Raw genomic sequence first — 21,723 nt, forward strand, 5'->3', positions numbered from 1 at the left:
CTGATTAATCACATATAAATTAGTGTTTTAGAGGAGAAAATTGAATTGAATAATGATTTTAATTCATTAAAGGAAGACATAAAGTCATTCAATATAGAATTATCTACCAAACAGATTGAACAGCTTGATAAGTATTTCGAATTATTGGTTGATTGGAATAATAAAATAAATCTTACAGCTATAACAGAATTTGATGATGTATGTAAGCTTCATTTTGTTGATTCTATATCATCTGCAAAATTTTTTGATTTTACGAAAAGAGATTTATCTTTAGTAGATATAGGAACAGGTGCTGGCTTTCCAGGTATAGTTTTAAAAATTGTTTTTCCTAATTTGCATGTTACTCTATTAGACTCACTTCAAAAAAGAATAAGTTTTCTTGATGAAGTAATATCAAAACTTGAACTTAATGAAGAAGGTTCTATTAAAACAGTACATGGAAGAGCAGAAGATTTTTCCGATTCAAAGAAGGGTGAGCTTAGAGAAAAATTTGATATAGCAGTATCAAGAGCAGTTGCAAGATTTTCAACTCTTTGTGAATATGATTTACCTTATGTGAAAAAAGGTGGACACTTTATTGCCTATAAAGGTGATAAAGGAATTGAAGAAGTTGATGAAGCAAAAAATGCAATTTTCTTATTAGGTGGGAAGATAAAGTCTGTTGACGAATTCAATCTTCCTAATAGTGATATCAAACGTACTATATGTATAATTGAAAAGGTACAGAATACATCATCTAAGTATCCTCGTAAAGCTGGTGTTCCACAGAAAAAACCATTATAGATTTTGATTATTAGTTTCACGTGAAACATTGATATATGAAAAATTTATTCTACAAGAATTTGTTTCACGTGAAACATTCGAACCCAATATGTAGTAAAATATTATCGTGAAACATTAATATGATGAATATTGTAGCAAAAATATAAAAAATTATAGCCATAATTGCAAAACTGAAGTACTGAATTTGTGTTATAATTACAAAGTTAAAAATTGAAGAGGGAGAGAAAAGTATGGGAAGAGCAATAGCAATTGCAAACCAAAAAGGTGGAGTAGGTAAGACTACAACATCTATTAACTTATCTGCAACACTTGCAGAAAAAGGTAAAAAGGTACTAGTTATTGATACAGATCCTCAGGGAAATACTACCAGTGGATTTGGTCTTAATAAGAATCAGTTAGAAAATACTATATATGAATTGCTCATAGGTGAATGCGAAGTTAATGACGCATTATATAAAAACGTTGTTGATGGAGTAGATATTATTCCTTCCAATGTTAACCTGGCGGCAGTTGAAATAGAACTGATCGATATGGAAGAAAAAGAATTTATTCTTAAAAAGTCCATAGATACAATAAGACAGAACTATGATTTTATTGTAATTGATTGTCCTCCTTCACTTAGTATGCTTACTATAAATGCTATGACTACAGCTGATACAGTTTTAGTTCCGATTCAGTGTGAGTATTATGCATTGGAAGGATTAAGTCAGTTGGTACATACAGTTAACCTTGTAAAAGAGAGACTGAATAATTCATTGGAGATGGAAGGTGTCATCTTTACAATGTATGATTCAAGAACCAACCTCTCTATGCAGGTAGTTGAGAACGTTAAAGATCATATTTCTGAAAATGTATATAAGACAATAATACCTAGAAACATTCGCTTGGCAGAGGCTCCCAGTTACGGACTCCCGATTAATCTTTATGACACAAGATCAGCAGGTGCTGAAGCATACAGATTATTAGCGGATGAAGTTATCGGAAGAAAATTCTAAATTAAAGTAATAGAAAGAGGTACATATATGGCACCCAAAAATGCTAAACGAGGATTAGGCAAAGGACTTGATGCACTTATAGCTCCTGCTCCTGCTTCTTCAAAAGCTGGAAAAGAAGAAAAAATAGAAGAGGGACAGGTAGTAACAGTTAATATTACTAAGGTTGAACCCAATAGAGATCAGCCCAGAAAAACATTTGATGAAGATAAGCTTATAGAGTTATCAGATTCAATAAAGCAGCATGGAATTATAAATCCTCTTATTGTTCAGGATAGAAAAGATCATTATGAGATCATCGGTGGTGAGAGAAGATGGCGCGCTGCTAAAAAAGCAGGACTTAAGGAAGTACCTGTTATAATCAAAAATCTTACTGAAGAAGAGATAGCAGAGTATGCGCTCATTGATAACATTCAAAGAGATGATCTTAATCCGATAGATGAAGCTCTTGCTTTCAAAAAGCTTATCGATGATTTTGGTTATACCCAGGATGTTGTAGCAGAGAAGGTTTCTAAGAGCCGAGTTGCTATTACTAATTCACTCAGACTTCTTAAGCTCTGTGAAGAAGTTCGTCAGATGGTAATTGATGGTAAGCTTTCCACCGGACATGCCAGAGCACTTATTTCAATAGAGGATAAAGAAAAGCAGATTCAGATTGCGGAGCAGGTTTTCGATTTAAAGATGAATGTTCGTGATACTGAGAAGCTTGTAAAGAATCTGGATAAACCGAAGAAGAATAAAAAGAAATTAGAAATTAATCCAAGTGTTGAATCAGCCTATAGAGAACTTGAAGATAAATGTACTCAGGCAACCGGAACTAAGGTATCTATTTCAACTAAGAGTGATGGAGTTGGGAAAATAGAAATTGAGTTCTATAGTACAGATGATCTTGAAAAAATCACTGAGAGATTATATAGGTAATAAATTATATTTAGGAGATAAGGTATGAACAGTAATTTATTTGACCAGCTTGGATTGAACTTGGATATTGCCTACATTTTTATAGGACTTGCAGTACTTATTATTATTTTATTTATTATAATTATTAGTCAGAATAAAAAGATAAAAAGTATTAAGGAACAGATATCAAAATTCATGAAGGGTAGAGATGCAGCTTCCCTTGAAGAAGAAATTGTTGCTTTATTTGAGGATAATCAGATTATCAAAAAAGCGACTGAAAATAATCAAAAAGACATAGATGATTTATACAACAGACTTGCTTCATGTTTCCAGAAGGTTGGCATAATAAAATATGATGCCTTCAATCAGATGGGAGGACAGCTCAGTTATTCAATAGCACTCCTTGATGAGGACAACAATGGATTTTTATTAAACTCAGTTCACAGTACTGACGGATGCTATTCCTACTCAAAAGAGATACGCCATGGAAAATGCAAACTTGAACTTGGCGACGAAGAGCAGATGGCATTGAATGAAGCAATGGATTATAAGAACTAACAAATTATATTTCACAAAAGTGAAATAAGAAATAAAGGGGAAAAGAAAATGATAGATATTAAATTCTTAAGAGAGAATCCTGAAGTAGTAAAGGAAAATATCAAAAAGAAATTTCAGGATGAAAAACTCCCGCTGGTTGATGAAGTAATCGAACTTGATAATGAGAGAAGAAAAAATCAGCAGGAAGCTGATGAGCTTCGTGCCCACAAAAATAAGATATCAAAAGAAATCGGTGCTTTAATGGCACAAGGTAAAAAGGAAGAAGCAGAAGAGAGAAAAGCAGAAGTTGCAGCTAATGCAAAGAGACTTGCTGAGCTCGAGGAAAACCAGAAGGTAGTTGATGAGAAAGTCATGAAGATCATGATGGTTATCCCTCAGATCATTGATGATACAGTTCCGATCGGAAAAGATGATTCAGAGAACGTAGAGATTCAGAAATATGGTGAGCCCGTTGTTCCTGATTTTGAAATTCCCTATCACACAGATATCATGGAGAGATTCAACGGAATAGATTTTGATGCAGCAAGAAGAGTTGCAGGAAATGGATTCTATTATCTCATGGGTGACATCGCAAGACTTCACTCAGCTGTTATTTCTTATGCAAGAGATTTCATGATCGACAGAGGCTTCACATATTGCATTCCTCCTTTCATGATTCATGGTAATGTCGTTGAAGGTGTTATGAGTTTTCCTGAGATGGAAGCTATGATGTATAAGATTGAAGGTGAGGACCTTTACCTCATCGGAACAAGTGAGCATTCAATGATCGGTAAGTTCAAGGAGCAGATCATTGAAGAAGAGGAGCTTCCTCAGACACTTACAAGCTATTCACCCTGCTTCAGAAAAGAGAAGGGTGCTCACGGAATTGAGGAGCGTGGTGTTTACAGAATTCACCAGTTTGAGAAACAGGAGATGATAGTTGTATGTAAGCCCGAAGAATCCAAGATGTGGTATGACAAGCTTTGGCAGAACACAGTAGATCTTTTCAGATCTATGGATATTCCGGTTCGTACACTTGAGTGCTGCTCTGGAGATCTTGCAGATCTTAAGTGCAAGTCATGCGACGTAGAAGCATGGTCACCCAGACAGCAGAAATACTTCGAGGTAGGAAGCTGCTCTAACCTTGGTGATGCTCAGGCAAGAAGACTTAAGATCAGAATCAAGGGTAAGGATGGCAACTATCTTGCTCATACACTTAACAACACAGTTGTTGCTCCGCCTCGTATGCTTATCGCATTCCTTGAGAACAACCTTAACGAAGATGGATCAGTTAACATTCCTGTTGCTCTCAGACCTTACATGGGCAACAAGGAAAAAATGATTCCTGTAAAGTAATTATTTTAAAATACAAAATGCAAAAATATAAATTAGAGAGGAGGTGAAATCCATGCACAATTATTTAAGAGCAATAGGCTTCGAAAACTTCAAAAGCAGAGAAGACATTCAGCAGCTGATAGCCATGACAGTTCAACAGGCTGATACAAGATCCTATGTTACTAAGGATGGTGAAAAGCTTATAGGAGAATTCTGCAAGGATTTCACTGACCGTATAGGAATCTGTGTCTGCGGTGAATTCAATGAGAACGATAAATTCTTATATGATTATTATTACCCCTACATCAGAGGAACCAATGTTACTACCGAAGAGGATATCACAGTTTCAAGGCATTCTTCTAAGGAATCCTATGCCGGAGTGTGTGATGACCTTCGTGTAGGTGTAACAATAATTTTCTATCTGCAGAACATGATTCCATATATCAAGATCCAGAATGAAAACAGATTCCCAATCAAAGGAACCTCACTTACATTATCCGCCCTTTCACTTAAGGGAACGATAATGATGCCAATTGCAAAAACAGATAGCGATAAAAATTTTGCAAGAAAAAGAATCCGTGAAAGAGAAAAGCTCATGCACAAAGCAAGAAAAGGTGATGAGTCAGCAATGGAATCTCTTTCAATAGAGGATATGGATACATATAGTGCAATCTCAAAGCAGATAAAAACCACAGATATTTATACAATTGTGGATAACTACTTTATGCCCTTCGGTGTGGAGTGCGATCAGTATTCAGTTATGGGAGAAATCATGGAATGCCATGAGGAGACTAACAGTCTCACAGGACAGACTCTGGAGATAATGACCATCAACTGTAACGAGCTTATCTTTGATGTATGTATAAATAAAAAGGATCTGCTTGGTGAACCTGTTCCCGGAAGAAGATTTAAGGGAACAATCTGGATGCAGGGATATGTAAATTATCCGGAAAATTAAATGAAAATAGGAGAAGTATTGAACTTGTACTTCTCCTATGATAATATATTTTGGTGTTGTAAAACAGTTGTTCTCGTAGCTCAGCTGGATAGAGCGTCCGCCTCCTAAGCGGAAGGTCGTGTGTTCGAATCACATCGGGAACGTTTAACCTAGCCGGCAGTATAGATCTGCCGACCAAAACGCATAAGGCCGTATGTTCGAATCACATCGGGAACGTTCATTTTTCGAAGTCTCATAATGAGGCTTCTTTTTTTTATTGGCATGGGAGAAATCTTATGCCTTTATAAATTTTATATAAACAAGGCAAAGAGATTATAAATTTATGATATACTTTTTATGGTTATCACAAAAACGGAATTTCATTTTAGACAATTATGAAAGAGGGAAACTTTATGAAAAAGAAGATTATTTCAATGATTCTTACTTTATCAATAGTTGTGTCCGGTTGTGCTGCAGGTAACAATTCTAATAATAATGAAGCACCTGCAAAAGAGGAAACTACTAACACAAATGATACGGTAGGAGAAAAAAAGGAAGAGACAAAGGAAGAGGTAAAGGAAACAGAAGAAAAAGAACAGGAAGCAGAACAGACTGAAGAAACAGAAGTAGCAGAGGAGGAAAATGCATCTGAAACTACTGCGACCGGTGAAACAAAAAGTCTTTCACTTCTTGGCGATGAGATAGAAAACTACTATGATGAAAATCTTGTGCCAAGTATACCTGATTATCAGGTAGAGCCTGATCTTTCCAATATTGTTTATGATAAAAAATTTGAATATCTTTTCGACCCGAAGGAAGAAAGTGAATACAATCATGTAGAGGATTTCAGAAAAGGTCTTGCTGAGAATATGTTTGTAGTAAGAGAATCAGGGCATGACGAATTCTTTGATGTATATGAGGGAAACCGTTATAACTATTTTCCTAATTTTGTTACGGTTGATTCTCTGATGCACACCTATCATCTCTACTTTGCTTATCTTATGAAAAAGACAGAAACCAATTACATTACAGATAGGCTTCAGAGCTTAAGTGCGCAGATGCTCGAGGCATCAGCAAAGCAGTATGAGGAATTAAAGGGAACAGATTTTGAAAATGCTGCTCTTAGAAATTTAAAGTTCTTTTATCTTGGTTCACTCCTTCAGGACGATTCAGTTGAAGCACCTATCAGTAACAGTGAACTTACTGATGATGTAAAAACAGAATACGACAGGATCTTGAAGGCTGAGGGAATAGAAGAATCCCTGATATCGGGAGTTAAGGAAGATTATTCACAGTACAAGCCAAGGGGATATTATGAGGGTGATGAAAAGCTTGAAAAATATTTCCGAGCTATGATGATGTATGGAAGAATGGCCTTCGAAGTAGATAATGATGATACCCTTAAAAGCTCAATGCTGATCACAATGGGAATTGCTGAGAATCCGGATGACTGGATGAGCATTTATGAAATAACAAGCTTCTTTGCAGGAGCATCAGATGATCCGGGATATGCAGAGTTCTCAGATATATTGCAGAAGAGCTATGGAAAAATTCCGGAGGCTTCAGATCTGACATCTGATAGTGGCGCTTTTGATAAGGTAAAAAATGAAATAAAGAATCTTGCACCTCCGAAGATAAATTCTATTCCTGTTTATGAGGATGAGGAATCAGTTATTTCATCCTTCAGATTTATGGGACAGAGATTCACTATAGATGCAGCAATTATGCAGCGCCTGGTATATCAGTCAGTAAAAGAAAATGATGAAGGTGAATTAAGATACCTTCCTGATACACTTGATACGGCTGCAACTCTTGGTTCTGAAACAGCCCTAAAGATACTTGAAGATAAGGGTGACACAAAGTTCAAGAACTATACAGACAATCTTACAACACTGCAAACTATCTATTACGGAAATGACTCTGCACTATGGAATGCAAGTTTGTACTCGGGATGGCTTAATACATTAAGACCTCTTTTCGAGAAAAAGGGTGATGGTTATCCGTCCTACATGAAGTCAGATGAATGGGAAAAGAAGGATCTTGAAACCTTCGCAGGCTCTTACGCTGAATTAAAGCATGACACCATACTTTATGCTAAGCAGGTTATGGCAGAAATGGGAGGCCCCGGCGACGAGGAGATTCCTGATGACAGAGGATATGTAGATCCAGAGCCTGTTGTTTACAGCAGATTCGTATTCTTATCTAACAAGACTAAGGAAGGTCTTGATAATTTCAAGATGCTTGATGCAGATGATAAGAAGAATCTTGAGCTTCTCTCAGAACTGGCAATGAGACTTATTGAGATTTCTGAAAAAGAATTAAAGAATGAGTCACTTACTGATGATGACTATGAGTTTATAAGATCCTACGGCGGAAGTCTTGAGCACTTCTGGCTTGAAGTAAATAAGGATAGTGAAGATAGCATAGTTTACAGTTATCAGGCACCCTGCCCGGTAGTAGCTGACATTGCGACAGATCCTAACGGTTCTGTTCTTGAGGTTGGTTCAGGAAAAGCAGATATAATCTATGTAGTATTCCCTATCGATGGTGAGCTCCATGTAGGAAGTGGAAGTGCATACAGCTTCTATCAGTTCACCGTTCCGATCAATGAGAGAATGACAGACTCCGAATGGAGAGAGAGACTTTCAGGCGGACATCTCGATGACGACTGGAACTGGGTTGAGTCAGAGGATGTACCTGATAAGCCTGAATGGACAACAAGCTATCGTATAAAGTGATAATGAAAAATAATATGCCAAAAATTACAACATCAAAATGGCTGCTGCTTCTTATAGCGGCAGCCATTTATATAACAACAAATTTAACTACAGTAAAAGCGGCCGCGTCTGAAAATGAAGAGATACCTGGGTGGGTTTCCTTTCAGGAAAAAGAGCTAAAGACCAGCGACAAAAAGGTCTTCGAGCTTTCAGATAAGCATGTGATATATAAGGACGGTAAAGGTAAGACACTCTGGGAGAGCAAAGAAGATTATCTTGTTCAGGATGAATTTATCACAGATATCGACAGAAACGGCGACGAAGAGCTGATCCTTCTTTTGTGGAAAAAGGGAAGATACGGAAAGGATAAACCCTTCTGGGTAAAGGGTGATGAGGATAGTTTTTCTCAGCATATTGGAATTTACGATATAGGAAGTGAAGGCAAGGTGTCCGCAAAGTGGTTTGCCTCCGACATAGGAAGACAGGTCACAAGAATGAAGCTCATGGAGAAGGACAATGCCATACTTCTTACTGAGGATATAGATGAAAACTGTGCCCTTTGGATGTGGGAATCCTTTGGACTTAAGAATATAAATAATGAAGTTAAATTCATCGCCTTTGGGGATAACATTATCCACAAAGAGATTTACCAATACGCAGCAAGAAAAGAAAAGGGAAGCTATGACTTTTTATATAAACCCTTTAAAAAAGAAATAGAGGAAGCAGACATCGCAGCAATTGCCGCGGAGACAATTCTTGTGGATAAAAATAGTGCTGTATCTGGGTACCCAAGCTTTGGGTCACCTCTTGCTGTAGGAGAAGCTATTAAAAATGCTGGCTTTGACATAGCAGTGTGTGCTAATAACCATGCCCTTGATAAAGGTATTTATGGAATAGATGTAACGACAGATTTTTATAGAGAAAACAAGATTACCTGCGTGGGAATCCAGAAAAGCTCTGATAAAGAATATAAGCCCTATGAGATTATAAGCAGGAACGGCATCAGATTTGCACTTTTTTCATATACCTATGGAACAAACGATATAGACGTTTCCGATAAATATCCCTTTGCAGTCCATTACCTTCCAAAGACGGATGCTGAAAAGAAAAGGGTAATAGGTGATATTGAAAAAGCTAAAAAAGAATCAGATTTTATAATCGTATTCGTACATTGGGGTGACGAATACAGTATGAATATAAGTAAAGAACAAAAGGCAATGACCGAACTTTTTTCAAAGACAGAGGCAGATGTGATAATTGGAACTCATCCACATGTAGTGCAAAAGACGGAGCTCATAGATAAAGAGGATGGAGGAAAGCTATTAGTCTATTATTCTCTCGGGAATTTTAGGGCAGATCAGGGAAAAGATAAGGCTACAAAAACAGGTGAAGAGGCCATTTTCTATGTTGCTCACACCTATGATGGTGTTCGTCTAAAAAAGTGGGAAACAAAGGAATTAAATTCTTATTGGAAAGAATAAATCCTGCAGAAATGCGCATTTTCAGCTATAATATAAGTTAAGATTATATGAAAATTAAGCTGGGACAGATATTCATTTAGCATAGGTATGATTTAAACGAACAGGGGGATGCTATGAATAAGAAAAAGAAAAACGGCTTGAAATGGGTTTTGCTTGTAATTGTACTGATAATTACAACCTTTACCGTCACTATGGTTGCCTGCGGTCTTTTTAAGGAAAAGGGTTCTGAGAAGGCTGCGGAGGAACAGGGGGAAACGGCAGAGGAAGAGCTTTATGACGCAGGTTCTCTTTCAGATACAGGACTTGGAGGAATAGGAGATGTCAGCATAGACACTGATGAAGCTACTATAGATTTTGACCTATCTGACCTTCCTGATACGATGGAGCCCTGCGGAATTTGCAGCTATGACGGCTGCCTTTATATAACGGATTCTTTTTCAAAATGTGTGTGGAAGGCATCTGCTGACGGAATAGATATTTTGGCAGGAGCGGACAGCTCAAGGGATATCTATGATAAACCCCAGGGTGGTTATAATGATGCGTCATTGACAGAAGCACTTTTCAAATTGCCCTGGACTGTGACACCTTTCCTTGGTGGAATAGCGGTATCTGATACAGAAAATAATGCGATACGACTTATAAACGATGACAGGGTTGATACCATTAATTCTGCAAACGGAACTGATGAGTATAACTATCCAACCGGAATTACCTCCGACGGAACAGGACATCTTTTTGTTTCCGATACTCATTCAGATTCAGTAAAAATAGTTTCAGAGGATGGAACAGTTTCCACCTTTATTGATGGACTGGACAGCCCCATGGGACTTAGCTTTAATTCAGGCTATTTATATATAGCAGAAACAGGAAAAAACAGAATTATAAAAGTAAATGCCACTGATGTCAGCTCTAAAAAGAGTAGCAGTGATATTGAGCTTGTGGCAGGAAACGGAGAAGAGGGCTTTAAGGACGGAGCAACACCTGAAGCATCCTTTTCATCACCAAAGGGAATAGCTGTTGCTGGAGATGGAACAGTTTTTGTTGCTGATACTGTTAACAGCGCGGTTCGTTTAATTAAGGGCGGACAGGTAAGTACCCTTAACATTGTGGATGAGAGAATTCCAGATGCAGAGCTGGTGTCACCTATTGGGATATGCATACAGGGAAGAAGATTATATATCTGCGATAATTTCGGAAAGAAAATCTATACAGCAGATTTATAAAAATATTTTTGGTATGTAAATCTTTTCATAAGAAATGACCGGTATGGAAAGAGGAAGGGGAGAAAATGGCAGATAAGCCGGTAAGAAGAAAAAAGAACATCGAGGACGGAGGCGTTGGAGTCCATAAGAGAGGTGAAGGTCTGGGCGGAGGTCCCGTCGGATCAAGTGATGGCTACGCAGGAAGAAAGGGAGGAAGTACTACCGGAGGCGGAGGTCCCCAGAGAAGCGGTGGAAAAAGTCCTCTTTCACTTATAGTAATTTTGGCTATACTTCTTCTTGGAGGTGGCGGCGGAATCGGAAGCCTTATGGGAGGCTTTTCAGGAGATGACACTACCTATACTCAGGAGAGTCATCAGACTACAACCACCCAGAATACTACCAATACTACGACAACAACAGGTACAGGCAGTCAGTCTGGAAGCGGACAGAGCCAGGCGGGCACATCTCAGATGGGATCACTTCTCGGAACTCTTCTTGGAGGAGGAACGGGATACTATGGTCAGACCAGCAGTGCCTGGAGCGAGTCACCTAACACAGGTGTCCTTAACAGAGAGGTTGCAGAGGGCTCAAGAGAAAGAAGAACTAATATAATCGGAGATGGCTTTGATAAAACCACAATCATGATCTATATGTGTGGTACAGACCTTGAGTCAAGAAGCCAGATGGCCACCAGAGATCTTCAGGAGATGATGGCCGCTGATATTAGTGATAATATCAATATCATTGTTTACACAGGTGGTTGTAAGCAGTGGCAGAACAATGTTATTTCAAGTAAGACAAATCAGATTTATCAGGTAAAGAAGGGTGGTCTTGCTCTTTTAAAGGATAACCTTGGAGAGACTGCCATGACAAAGCCTGAAAATCTCACAGGCTTTATAAAGTGGACAGCAGAGAATTTTCCTGCAAACAGATATGACCTTATTTTCTGGGATCATGGCGGCGGATCTGTAAGCGGCTATGGTTATGATGAGAAATTTGCAAGGGAAGGATCAATGGATCTTTCAGAAATCAACAAGGCACTTAAGGATAGTGGAATAACCTATGATTTTATAGGCTTTGATGCCTGCCTCATGGCTACTGTAGAGACAGCCCTTGTTGCTTCAAACTACGCTGACTACATGATAGCTTCAGAGGAGACAGAGCCCGGAGTTGGCTGGTACTATACAGACTGGCTTAACGCTTATTCCAAGAATCCTTCAATGGAAACTATAGACCTGGCGAAGCTGATAATTGACACATACACAGATGTGTGTGCCACAACCTGCAGAGGTCAAAAGACAACACTTTCACTTATAGACCTTGCTGAGATTCAGAACACAGTTCCTTCAGAGCTTAAGGAATTTGCAAAGGATACCTCTGACAAGATTTCAGATAAGGATTATCAGGTAGTTGCAAATGCAAGATCAGAAGCAAGAGAATTTGCTTCATCATCAAAAATCGATCAGGTGGACCTTATCCATCTTGCTTCCAATATGGGAACAGAGGATGGAAAAGAGCTTGCGGACGCTCTTAAGGGCTGCGTAAAGTACAACAGAACAAGTCAGAATATGACAAATGCCTATGGCCTTTCCATATACTTCCCTTATAAGAAGACCTCCAAGGTTGACAGTATGGTAAGCACCTATGAAGCTATAGGAATGGATGATAGCTATGCCGACTGTATTCAGAAGTTTGCGTCAATGGAGGTTGCAGGTCAGGTAGCTTCAGGCGGAACCATGTCACCTATGGGAAGTCTGTTTGGAGACATGAGCAGCCAGGGTCAGTCCGTATCCAGTCAGGATGTACTGGTTCAGCTTTTCGGAAGCATGATGAGCAGCGGAGTAACAGGAATCTCCGGACTTGATGCATCCAATTCTTCCTTCTTTGGAAAAGGAATTGATGCGGAAACAATGGCAGGCTATGTAACTGAGCACAGCTTTGACAATAACCAGTTTGTATGGACAACTAACTCCAAGGGCGAAGATGTCATTCAGATGTCAGAGGAGCAGTGGAGTCTTGTTCAGAATCTTGATGTAAATATTTTCTATGATGATGGTACAGGATACGTTGACCTCGGACTTGATAACTCCTATGATATCGACGATGACGGCAATCCGGTTGCACCTTCAGACAGGACATGGATATCAATCAATAAGCAGCCTGTTGAGTACATTCGCATAGATACTCAGGGAGATGAGGACAGCTATGCAATAATGGGAAGAGTTCCCTGCTTCATCAACGATGTAAGAGCTAACCTTATCCTTATATTTGACTCAGAAAATGAAGACGGATATGTGGCAGGTGTTTGCTACGATTATACCACGGGTGAGACAGAGACCATTGCGAAAAATCTCACAGAACTGCAAACTGGTGATAGAATAGATTTTGTTTGCGATTTCTATGACTATGATGAGAACTTTCAGGATAAGTATCACCTCGGTGAGACTCTGACTGTGGAGGGAAGCATGGCAGATCTTCACATTTCCAACACAACAGTTGGTGATGGCAAGGTACGCGTGACCTTCAAGATTACAGATATTTATGGGCAGGAGCATTGGACACCTGCCAAGGAGTATTAAGCCTTAATGGGAAATTATATTGTATTTGATCTGGAATGGAATCAGGGAAAAACAGTAAAGGAGAGAAATGGAAAATCTCTTCCTTTCGAGATAATAGAAATCGGTGCAGTGCGTCTTGATGAGAACAGAAACAGGACCGGAGAATTCAGCCGCCTTGTCCGTCCTCAGGTTTATAAAAAGATGCATAAGATTACAGAGGACCTGATCCACATTTCAATGGAAGATCTTCAGAGCGGTGATGATTTTGTAACAGTCATCACTGACTTCCTCGAATGGTGCGGAGAGGAACCGACCTTCTGCACCTGGGGACCCCTTGATCTTACAGAACTTCAGAGGAACATGGACTTTTTTGACCTGCCTCTTCTTTCAGACAGACCACTTCCGTTCTATGATGTGCAAAAGCTTTTCAGCATCCAGTACGAGGATGGAAAGATGAGAAGATCCTTAGAGCATGCGACAGAGAGTCTCGGTATGAAAAAGGATTCAGCTTTTCACAGAGCCTTAGCGGATGCGGACTACACTGCCCAGATTTTTTGTGAGCTTAGCCGCAAGGTATTTTACAACTACTCCTTTGATAACTATGTCACACCAAAGACTAAGGATCAGGAAGTTCATATTGTTTTTGAACACTATGCAAAGTATATCTCAAGAGAGTTTAAGTCAAAGGAAGAGCTTTTATCTGACCCGGAGGTAATGGGAACAAAATGCTATCTTTGTAATAAGCCGATAAAGAGAAAGGTCAAATGGTTTTCAAATAACGGGAAGCATTTTTACAGTGTATCTCTTTGCAAAGAGCATGGCTTTATGAAGGCAAAGGTCAGATTAAAGAAGGCGGAAAGTCAGAAATATTATGCCGTAAAAACTTTGAAATTCATCACCGATAAGGAGATGGAGGAGATGAAGGCTAAATCGGAAAAAAAGAGCTATAACAGGTTGGGAGACCATAAGAAAAAGCGGACTGATTAATTTCAGTTCGCTTTTTAGATACATTTTAAAGTCTTGGTCCGTTTCGTTTTCTTGCTTCTCGTTTTCTTCTGTTAAGTCTCTTTCTGTCTTCGCGGCTTACACCGGTACTGTATGCTCCGATAAGAGAGGATACATATATCAGGAAGACAAGTGATCCACCTGCAATTGAGATAAGAATTATTATGAATTTGATATTTATATATATCATGCTGGCAGCAGCTTCCGGATTCACATCAGAGGAAAGAGCTGTATTCTGAGAAATAATAATATGCCCTGAACCAACAGGAACACCGTTAAAGCTGTAATTGATAGTGGCTATATGTCCTGTACTTTCTGCGTCCTCATCGTAGGATACTGTGGATACTGCATCTGACAGAGAAGAGGTCACAGGAAGTATTACATAATCTGATTTTGCAAATTCCAAAAAGGAGCTCTGTGTGGTGAAGAAGTCCTTATCGGATGAGAAAAAGGAATTGTCCTTGGGGATATATCCATTTTCTTCACTTTTAACATTAACTGTCTTGAAGTTATTAAAGCCGTAATCAAAAAGTGTAACTGTATCAGTAAACTGTGCCGGGGATTCCTCCATAAATACAACACAGACAAGCTTCATTCCGTTTTTCTCGGCGCAGGTTACAAGTGTTTCTCTGGCAAGATCGGTGTAACCTGTTTTTCCTCCGATTATTCCTTCGTAGGAAACCTCGCCTGTTATAAGCTTATGCTTGTTATTAAGATAAAAATCATCAGGCTGACCGGCACTTGGTTCAAAGTGATATCTTGGAGTATTACCAACTCTGCAAAGAAGTTCATTTGAGAAAAACTGAGCAGATATCAGAGCCAGGTCATAGGCACTTGTGTAGTGGTTTGGATCCTGAAGACCGTTCGCATTGGCAAAGTGAGTATTGGTGCAGCCAAGGGACTTTGCCTTTTCGTTCATGAGATCAATAAAGCCATCAATTGAACCACTCACATGCTCAGCGACTGCGTTGGAAACCTCGTTGGCACTTCCGACCATTATTCCGTAAAGACATTCCTCCAGTGACAGGTACTCACCTGCATCCATACCGATCTTGGAACCATCGGCGGGAACTGAGTGAATTGCATCGTATGTAAAATCGACCCTGTCATCGAGGCTTGCATTTTCTACAGCGAGAAGACAGGTCATGATCTTCGTGGTACTGGCAGGATATAATTCCTCATGTATATTTTTCTCATAGAGAATCGTTCCTGTATTAACATCCATAAGGATAGCAGCTTCGGCACCGATCTGAGGGCCTTCTGGCCATCCCGGAATCTCATTACTTTGTATAGGAAGCTCTTTTCTTGAGGCTGCAGCACTTTCTAAATCAGTCTCAGCATGGCTTACAAATGTGTTCGTAAGAAAAATAGCAATAAATGAGAATATTAATGCACCTCTATTCAGTTTTTCCACAAAATATCTGCGATTCATTAAAAACTCCTTATAGCAACATTCTGCTAATCTATGATACACTAAAAGAGGATAAAACCAAAGATAAAGCTGCAAAAAACTTTTCAATAAGTGGCTATTGGCGTATTCTCTATTTATGGTACAATTAATTTATATTTGAAAGGTGATTTTTTATATGCGGCTTAGAAATGTAGCCGGATCCAGAGAGAGGATTGCTGAAAGTCCCTTTACCATCGATAACCCGGAAGAAAACAAGGGTAAATGGAAAGAGGTTTTCGGGAATGACAATCCTATCAGAATAGAGGTTGGAACCGGAAAAGGAAGATTTATTATGGATATGGCCAAGGCCAATCCGGACATCAACTACGTTGGAATTGAGAAATACTCAAGTGTTCTTTTAAGAGCAGTACAGAAGCAGACAGAGCGGGAGCTTACAAATGTAAGATTTATCCGAATGGAAGCTGAGATCATTACAGAGGTCTTTGAGGAGAATGAAGTAGACAGGATTTACCTTAACTTTTCAGATCCCTGGCCCAAGGACAGACATGCTCAGAGAAGACTTACATCAAGTACTTTTCTTAGAAGATATGATCAGATATTAAAAAAAGACGGACAGTTGGAATTTAAAACAGATAACAGAGGCCTTTTTGATTTTTCACTTATGGAGCTGAATACTGCAGGCTGGCATGCAGAGGCAGTTACATATGATCTTCATAATGATTCATCCATGAATGAAGGTAACATAATGACAGAATATGAGGAGAAGTTTTCCGCAAAAGGAAATCCGATCTTCAAATATATTATCAAGCGGTAGGGTTGTTACATTATTTTATGCAAAGCGATAGTACTTATCGCGGAAAGAGGTGGACGATGGCTGAGTACACATTTACAACAGACAACTTTGAGGAAGAAGTTCTCAACAGTAAGCTTCCGGTTCTTATTGACTTTATGGCTGACTGGTGCGGACCTTGCAAGATGATGGCTCCTATGATTGACGAGTTTGCCAAGGAGTATGACGGAGAGCTTAAGGTTGGCAAGATAAACGTGGATGAGCAGCCTGAGATTGCTCAGAAATACGGAGTTATGTCCATTCCTATGTTTGCTTTTATTAAGGATGGCGAGCTTGTAGATCAGGCAGTTGGCGCACAGAGCAAGGCTAAGTTGCAGAGCATGATCGACAAGGTTGTTTCTTGAATGTAATTAAATTAAATTATGTGATAATATAGAGTTCGGGTAGACAACCAGGTCTGCCCGAGCTGTTTTTAATTTACTGGAAATTATTTTTTATATGGGGGAGATGTTGACCAAGGGATTTCCCGGAGGAGAAGTCATGTCGGACAATATCAGGAATTTTAACGACTACAGAAAAAAGATAATAAATGACGAACAGGCAACAGAGGAAATAGATATTGAGATTCAGGATCCGCTGGATTTTTTAAGTGCAGAGGAGAGAGAAGAATACTACAGAACACAGCATGAAGCCATGGACAGGGAAAGAGAAAGCCTCAGCGAGGATTCGGATGAGTTTTATCTGGATGAGGATTTTGAGGTAGAGTACGAAGAACCTGTGAGAGAACCTGAAAGCCCCAGGGCTGAAAGCAGTAAGAGAGAATCTGCAAGAGAAAGATCTGAAAGCAGAGACAGAGAACCTGCTCCTTCTAAAAAGGAGAGACGACCTGAACCCAAGAAGGAAAAAAAGCGTTCTGAGCCTCCTAAGAAAGAGAAAAGAAGGCCTGAACCCAAAAAAGAAAAGCAGGAATTTATTAGGAAAAAGCACCGTAAGGAAGTAGAAAGAAGAGATACTGAAGACGATTACGATGATGAAGAGAATGAATTTCTTCCTCTTTTAATAGTAAGGATTTCTTCTATTATTACTGGTATCGTAATACTGGTACTGATTGGAATGATCTTAAAGAATAAGGTATATGACAAATACTTTGTGCCAGATCCTGACGAAGAGACCACCACTGAAACGGTTGTGGGAGAGCTTGCCGGCTATACCAAGACCGGTGATAAGATCGTAACTACTGCAGACCTTAATCTTAGAAATACACCCAGCACTGCAAGTGATGACTTTATTGTAGTTCAGGTACCGCAGGGCACCGTCCTTGACAGAGTTGCTGTCAGCGATGACGGTGAGTGGGCACAGATTCAGTACGAGGGACAGCTTTTATTCTGTGTTATGAAATACGCTCAGGTTCAGGAATAAAAGTTGTGGATCCAGGAGCAGAATCCATCAAGAGCATCTGAAATGTCATCCTTTTGCATGCACAAGGAATTGATTTTATCAAAGATCTCGTCAGATGTGATTTTATTATCCAGGGCAGATGAGAGTTTATCTGCATTGGTTTTTTCGAGGGCATTTACATCCATATGAATAAGAATATCCTCATAGAGTTGTTCAACGCTTGTGAACAGATGGGGATATTTTTTGCGGATGTAGGAAAACTCATCGAGATAGCTTTCTCTTCTCTGAAGAAGGAAAAGAATATAAACCGGCTCGAAGATTTCACGAGGCTCTATTTCTTCCATATAAGAACCGTCCTCGTAGTCAAGACCGGATGCGTAGTATTCACATACCTCCTGTACAAGGGAGCTTACGTGTGAGTCGTCATATAATTTTTGTAATTCGAGTGTAAATGATTCTTTCATAATTAATAATGATACAACAACGAGGAACGATATGCGAATAGGAATTTTTGATTCCGGTATAGGCGGACTATCAGTTTTACATGAGGCTTACCACAGATTTCCCGATGAGGAATATATTTTTTATGCAGATACCAGGCACGTACCCTATGGAACCAAGTCTGAGGATGAGATAAAGGGATATGTGGATGGCATAGTGCGCTTTCTTATAGAAAAGAAGGTGGATGCTATCGTAATAGCCTGCAATACTGCTACAAGTGTAGGCGCTTCCATGGTAAGACAAAAATACGATCTTCCCATACTTGGTATGGAGCCCGCAGTTAAGCCTGCAGTGGAGGAGTCTCCCGAGGATGAAAGAAGAATCCTTGTTATGGCAACTCCCGTTACCTTAAGAGAGAAGAAGCTTGAGATGCTTCTTAACAGAGTGGATATAGGGCACAAGGCTGATCTTCTTGAGATGCCGGGACTCGTAACCTTTGCTGAAAAAGAAGAATTTGAAGGTGATGAGGTGAGGGAATATATAAGGCAGCGCTTTAAGACTCTTGATGCTTCAGACACAAAATATAGTGGTCTTGTTCTTGGCTGCACTCATTTTAATTATTTTAAGCCTTTATATAAGGAAATTCTCGGTGACAACATACATCTTATAGATGGAAATCACGGAACAATCAATCATCTTGGGGATGTTATGGGGTTAAAAGCTAAAAACACTCCGGATAATGAGATCATTTTTAATGAACCACAAGATATAGTGGTTAGATTCAAGACGACATACTACGAGTCAGGAGACGAAATAACGGATACCGTAAGGCTCTCAAAATACCTCAGAATGCTGAGCAGGCTTGAGTTTGTGAGAAATTTTCGCTAACGATAAATTGTTACTTGATTTATACAATATAATGTATTATAGTTTATATATAGCCACAAGATATAGTTTCGGGTGGCTATTATTTTTCTAAAAATTTAAATTTATTCATATATTTCCAGGGGGTTAACCAGTGAAGATTATAAAGAGAAGCGGAAAAGAAGTTACTTTTGATGGCTCAAAAATTTTGGCAGCTATCGAGAAAGCAAATAAGGAAGTGACTCCGGATCAGAGCTTGTCTGACGATCAAATTAAAAATATCGGCGCGCAGGTAGAGGAGAAGTGCGGAAAGCTTACCAGAGCTGCCAGCGTAGAAGAAATCCAGGATATGGTTGAGGATGGCCTCATGCAGTCCGGGAAGTTCGAGGTTGCCCGTAAGTATATAACCTATCGTTATCGTCATGCTCTTGTTCGTAAGTCTAATACTACAGACGAGCAGATCATGTCACTTATCGAGTGCAGTAACGAGGAGGTTAAGCAGGAGAACTCCAACAAGAATCCCACTGTAAACAGTGTACAGAGAGATTACATGGCTGGAGAGGTTAGCCGCGATATCACTCGCAGATTCCTTCTGCCCGAGGATGTTGTTAAGGCTCACAAGGATGGAATCATCCATTTCCATGATTCTGACTACTTTGCTCAACATATGCACAACTGCTGTCTTGTAAACCTTGAGGATATGCTTCAGAACGGAACAGTTATTTCAGAGACCATGATCGAGCGTCCCAAGAGCTTTTCAACTGCCTGCAATATTGCTACACAGGCTATTGCACAGATAGCAAGCTCACAGTACGGCGGACAGAGTATCACTCTTTCACACCTTGTTCCTTTTGTAGATGTCAGCAGACAGAAGTTCAGAAGAGAAGTGCGCCAGGAATTCATCGATGCACACATGGAAGCAACAGATGAGCAGATAAAAGAGATTGCTGAGATGCGTGTCCGCAAGGAAATCGAGCGCGGTGTTCAGGTTATCCAGTACCAGGTTATCACATTAATGACAACCAATGGACAGGCACCTTTCATCACAGTATTTATGTATCTTGACGAGGTTCCTGAAGGACAGCTCAGAGATGACCTTGCACTTGTTATCGAGGAGATGCTCAAGCAGAGAATCACAGGTGTTAAGAATGAGAAGGGAGTTTATATTACTCCTGCATTCCCTAAGCTTATTTATGTTCTTGATGAGGACAATATCAAGGAGGGTACACGTTACTGGTACCTCACTCAGCTTGCTGCAAAGTGCACTGCTAAGAGAATGGTTCCGGATTACATCTCTGCAAAGAAGATGAAGGAATACAAGGGCGGCGACGTTTATCCCTGCATGGGATGTAGAAGCTTCCTTACAGTAGACAGTGAAGATACTAATGAGGGACTTTGCAACAAGGGCAATATCTCCAAGGCTCAGAACTACAACGAGGGTGAGCACAAGTATTACGGACGTTTTAACCAGGGTGTTGTTACTATAAATCTCGTTGATGCAGCCTGCTCTTCAGGCGGTGACGAGGAGAAATTCTGGGAGATCATGGAAGAGCGCACAGAGCTTTGCAAAAAGGCATTAATGTGCAGACATAACCGTCTTCTTGGAACTCCTTCAGATGTAGCACCTATTCTTTGGCAGAACGGTGCCCTTGCAAGACTTAAGAAGGGAGAGACAATTGATAAGCTCCTTTATGGCAACTATTCAACAATCTCTCTTGGATACGCAGGTCTTTGTGAATGTACTAAATTCATGAAGGGCGTTACACATACAGATCCCGCTGGAAAGGATTTTGCACTCAGAGTTATGCAGTTCATGAATGACAAGTGTGCAAAGTGGAGAAAGGAAACAAACATCTCCTTCAGTCTGTATGGAACACCACTTGAGTCTACTACTTACAAATTTGCCAGAGCACTTCAGAAGCGCTTTGGAATGATTCCTGGAGTAACAGACAGGAACTATATTACAAATAGTTATCACGTTCATGTAACTGAGAAGATCGATGCCTTCACAAAGCTCAAGTTTGAGTCTGAGTTCCAGGCACTTTCTCCGGGAGGAGCTATCAGCTATGTAGAGGTTCCTAACATGAACAACAACATTGAGGCCGTTCTTTCTGTAATGCAGTATATTTATGAGAATATAATGTACGCCGAGCTCAATACAAAGAGTGATTATTGCCAGTGCTGTGGCTATAATGGCGAGATACAGATCGAGAATGACATCGATGGTAAGTTGATCTGGAAGTGCCCTAACTGCGGTAACACTGATCAGTCCAAGATGAACGTGGCAAGACGTACCTGTGGATACATTGGAACCCAGTACTGGAACCAGGGTAGAACACAGGAGATAAAAGAAAGAGTATTGCACCTTTAAT

General features: G+C 39.6%; 18 protein-coding genes and 1 tRNA gene. 17 read left to right on the top strand and 2 right to left on the bottom strand.

All coding sequences use genetic code 11. The features are described from left to right. Positions 1-45: 45 nt before the first annotated feature. The 12 genes from rsmG (at position 46) to G601_RS0111035 (ending at position 14,429) form a co-directional block, all read left to right on the top strand. Positions 46-783: a 16S rRNA (guanine(527)-N(7))-methyltransferase RsmG gene (rsmG, locus tag G601_RS0110980; RefSeq protein ID WP_026665382.1), complete on the top strand. Its 738-nt coding sequence runs from the start codon at positions 46-48 to the stop codon at positions 781-783. A gap of 230 nt (positions 784-1,013) precedes the next feature. After that, on the top strand, positions 1,014-1,778 hold the full coding sequence (locus G601_RS0110985) for a ParA family protein (RefSeq protein ID WP_026492692.1): 765 nt from the start codon (positions 1,014-1,016) through the stop codon (positions 1,776-1,778). 27 nt (positions 1,779-1,805) lie between these two features. Next, the gene (locus G601_RS0110990; protein WP_026492691.1) at positions 1,806-2,696 is read left to right on the top strand and encodes a ParB/RepB/Spo0J family partition protein; all 891 of its coding nucleotides are present in this window, start codon (positions 1,806-1,808) and stop codon (positions 2,694-2,696) included. Positions 2,697-2,720: 24 nt separating this feature from the next. Further along, a complete protein-coding gene (locus G601_RS0110995; protein ID WP_026665383.1) occupies positions 2,721-3,233 on the top strand; it encodes a DUF4446 family protein in 513 nt (170 codons plus the stop codon). Between the two features lie 48 nt (positions 3,234-3,281). Then, positions 3,282-4,568, top strand: a complete 1,287-nt coding sequence (gene serS / locus G601_RS0111000; protein WP_026492689.1) for a serine--tRNA ligase — start codon at positions 3,282-3,284, stop codon at positions 4,566-4,568. A 52-nt stretch (positions 4,569-4,620) separates the two neighbouring features. After that, a complete protein-coding gene (locus G601_RS0111005; RefSeq protein WP_026492688.1) occupies positions 4,621-5,505 on the top strand; it encodes a DUF3881 family protein in 885 nt (294 codons plus the stop codon). A gap of 69 nt (positions 5,506-5,574) precedes the next feature. Continuing rightward, a tRNA-Arg gene (locus tag G601_RS0111010) sits at positions 5,575-5,648 on the top strand. A gap of 249 nt (positions 5,649-5,897) precedes the next feature. Then, positions 5,898-8,222 carry a DUF3160 domain-containing protein gene (locus G601_RS22935; RefSeq protein WP_051205758.1) on the top strand — a complete coding sequence of 775 codons (2,325 nt, stop codon included), beginning with the start codon at positions 5,898-5,900 and terminating at the stop codon, positions 8,220-8,222. A 14-nt stretch (positions 8,223-8,236) separates the two neighbouring features. Beyond that, complete coding sequence (locus tag G601_RS25040; protein ID WP_196808871.1) at positions 8,237-9,682, top strand: CapA family protein; 1,446 nt, start codon at positions 8,237-8,239, stop codon at positions 9,680-9,682. 113 nt (positions 9,683-9,795) lie between these two features. Next, complete coding sequence (locus G601_RS0111025; protein WP_026665384.1) at positions 9,796-10,905, top strand: NHL domain-containing protein; 1,110 nt, start codon at positions 9,796-9,798, stop codon at positions 10,903-10,905. Between the two features lie 65 nt (positions 10,906-10,970). Continuing rightward, a complete protein-coding gene (locus G601_RS0111030; RefSeq protein WP_026665385.1) occupies positions 10,971-13,463 on the top strand; it encodes a clostripain-related cysteine peptidase in 2,493 nt (830 codons plus the stop codon). A gap of 6 nt (positions 13,464-13,469) precedes the next feature. Beyond that, on the top strand, positions 13,470-14,429 hold the full coding sequence (locus G601_RS0111035; protein ID WP_026492685.1) for a 3'-5' exonuclease: 960 nt from the start codon (positions 13,470-13,472) through the stop codon (positions 14,427-14,429). Between the two features lie 25 nt (positions 14,430-14,454). On the opposite strand, the gene G601_RS22945 is transcribed toward G601_RS0111035, so the two are convergent. Beyond that, positions 14,455-15,879, bottom strand: coding sequence for a D-alanyl-D-alanine carboxypeptidase family protein (locus tag G601_RS22945; RefSeq protein WP_035790697.1), 1,425 nt, complete (start codon positions 15,877-15,879; stop codon positions 14,455-14,457). A 154-nt stretch (positions 15,880-16,033) separates the two neighbouring features. Here G601_RS22945 and trmB point away from each other — a divergent pair, with 154 nt between their 5' ends. From trmB to G601_RS0111055, 3 genes are all read left to right on the top strand, one after another. After that, a complete protein-coding gene (trmB, locus tag G601_RS0111045; protein ID WP_026492684.1) occupies positions 16,034-16,672 on the top strand; it encodes a tRNA (guanosine(46)-N7)-methyltransferase TrmB in 639 nt (212 codons plus the stop codon). 56 nt (positions 16,673-16,728) lie between these two features. Next, positions 16,729-17,052 (top strand): thioredoxin, encoded by a 324-nt coding sequence (gene trxA / locus G601_RS0111050; protein ID WP_022763000.1) that lies wholly within the window; start codon positions 16,729-16,731, stop codon positions 17,050-17,052. A gap of 94 nt (positions 17,053-17,146) precedes the next feature. Beyond that, on the top strand, positions 17,147-18,067 hold the full coding sequence (locus G601_RS0111055) for a hypothetical protein (RefSeq protein WP_207638045.1): 921 nt from the start codon (positions 17,147-17,149) through the stop codon (positions 18,065-18,067). Here the strand turns inward: G601_RS0111055 and G601_RS0111060 are convergent. Continuing rightward, entirely contained in the window at positions 18,058-18,510 is a 453-nt protein-coding gene (locus G601_RS0111060) for a hypothetical protein (RefSeq protein ID WP_155834517.1), read from the bottom strand. The genes G601_RS0111055 and G601_RS0111060 overlap by 10 nt on opposite strands. Before the next feature lie 31 nt (positions 18,511-18,541). On the opposite strand from G601_RS0111060, the gene murI reads away from it, so the two are divergent. Next, positions 18,542-19,375, top strand: coding sequence for a glutamate racemase (murI, locus tag G601_RS0111065; RefSeq protein ID WP_026665387.1), 834 nt, complete (start codon positions 18,542-18,544; stop codon positions 19,373-19,375). A 130-nt stretch (positions 19,376-19,505) separates the two neighbouring features. Beyond that, positions 19,506-21,722: an anaerobic ribonucleoside-triphosphate reductase gene (gene nrdD, locus G601_RS0111070; RefSeq protein ID WP_026665388.1), complete on the top strand. Its 2,217-nt coding sequence runs from the start codon at positions 19,506-19,508 to the stop codon at positions 21,720-21,722. Position 21,723 lies beyond the last annotated feature (1 nt).

It is taken from the genome of Butyrivibrio sp. FC2001 (assembly GCF_000424125.1).
GTDB lineage: Bacteria > Bacillota > Clostridia > Lachnospirales > Lachnospiraceae > Butyrivibrio.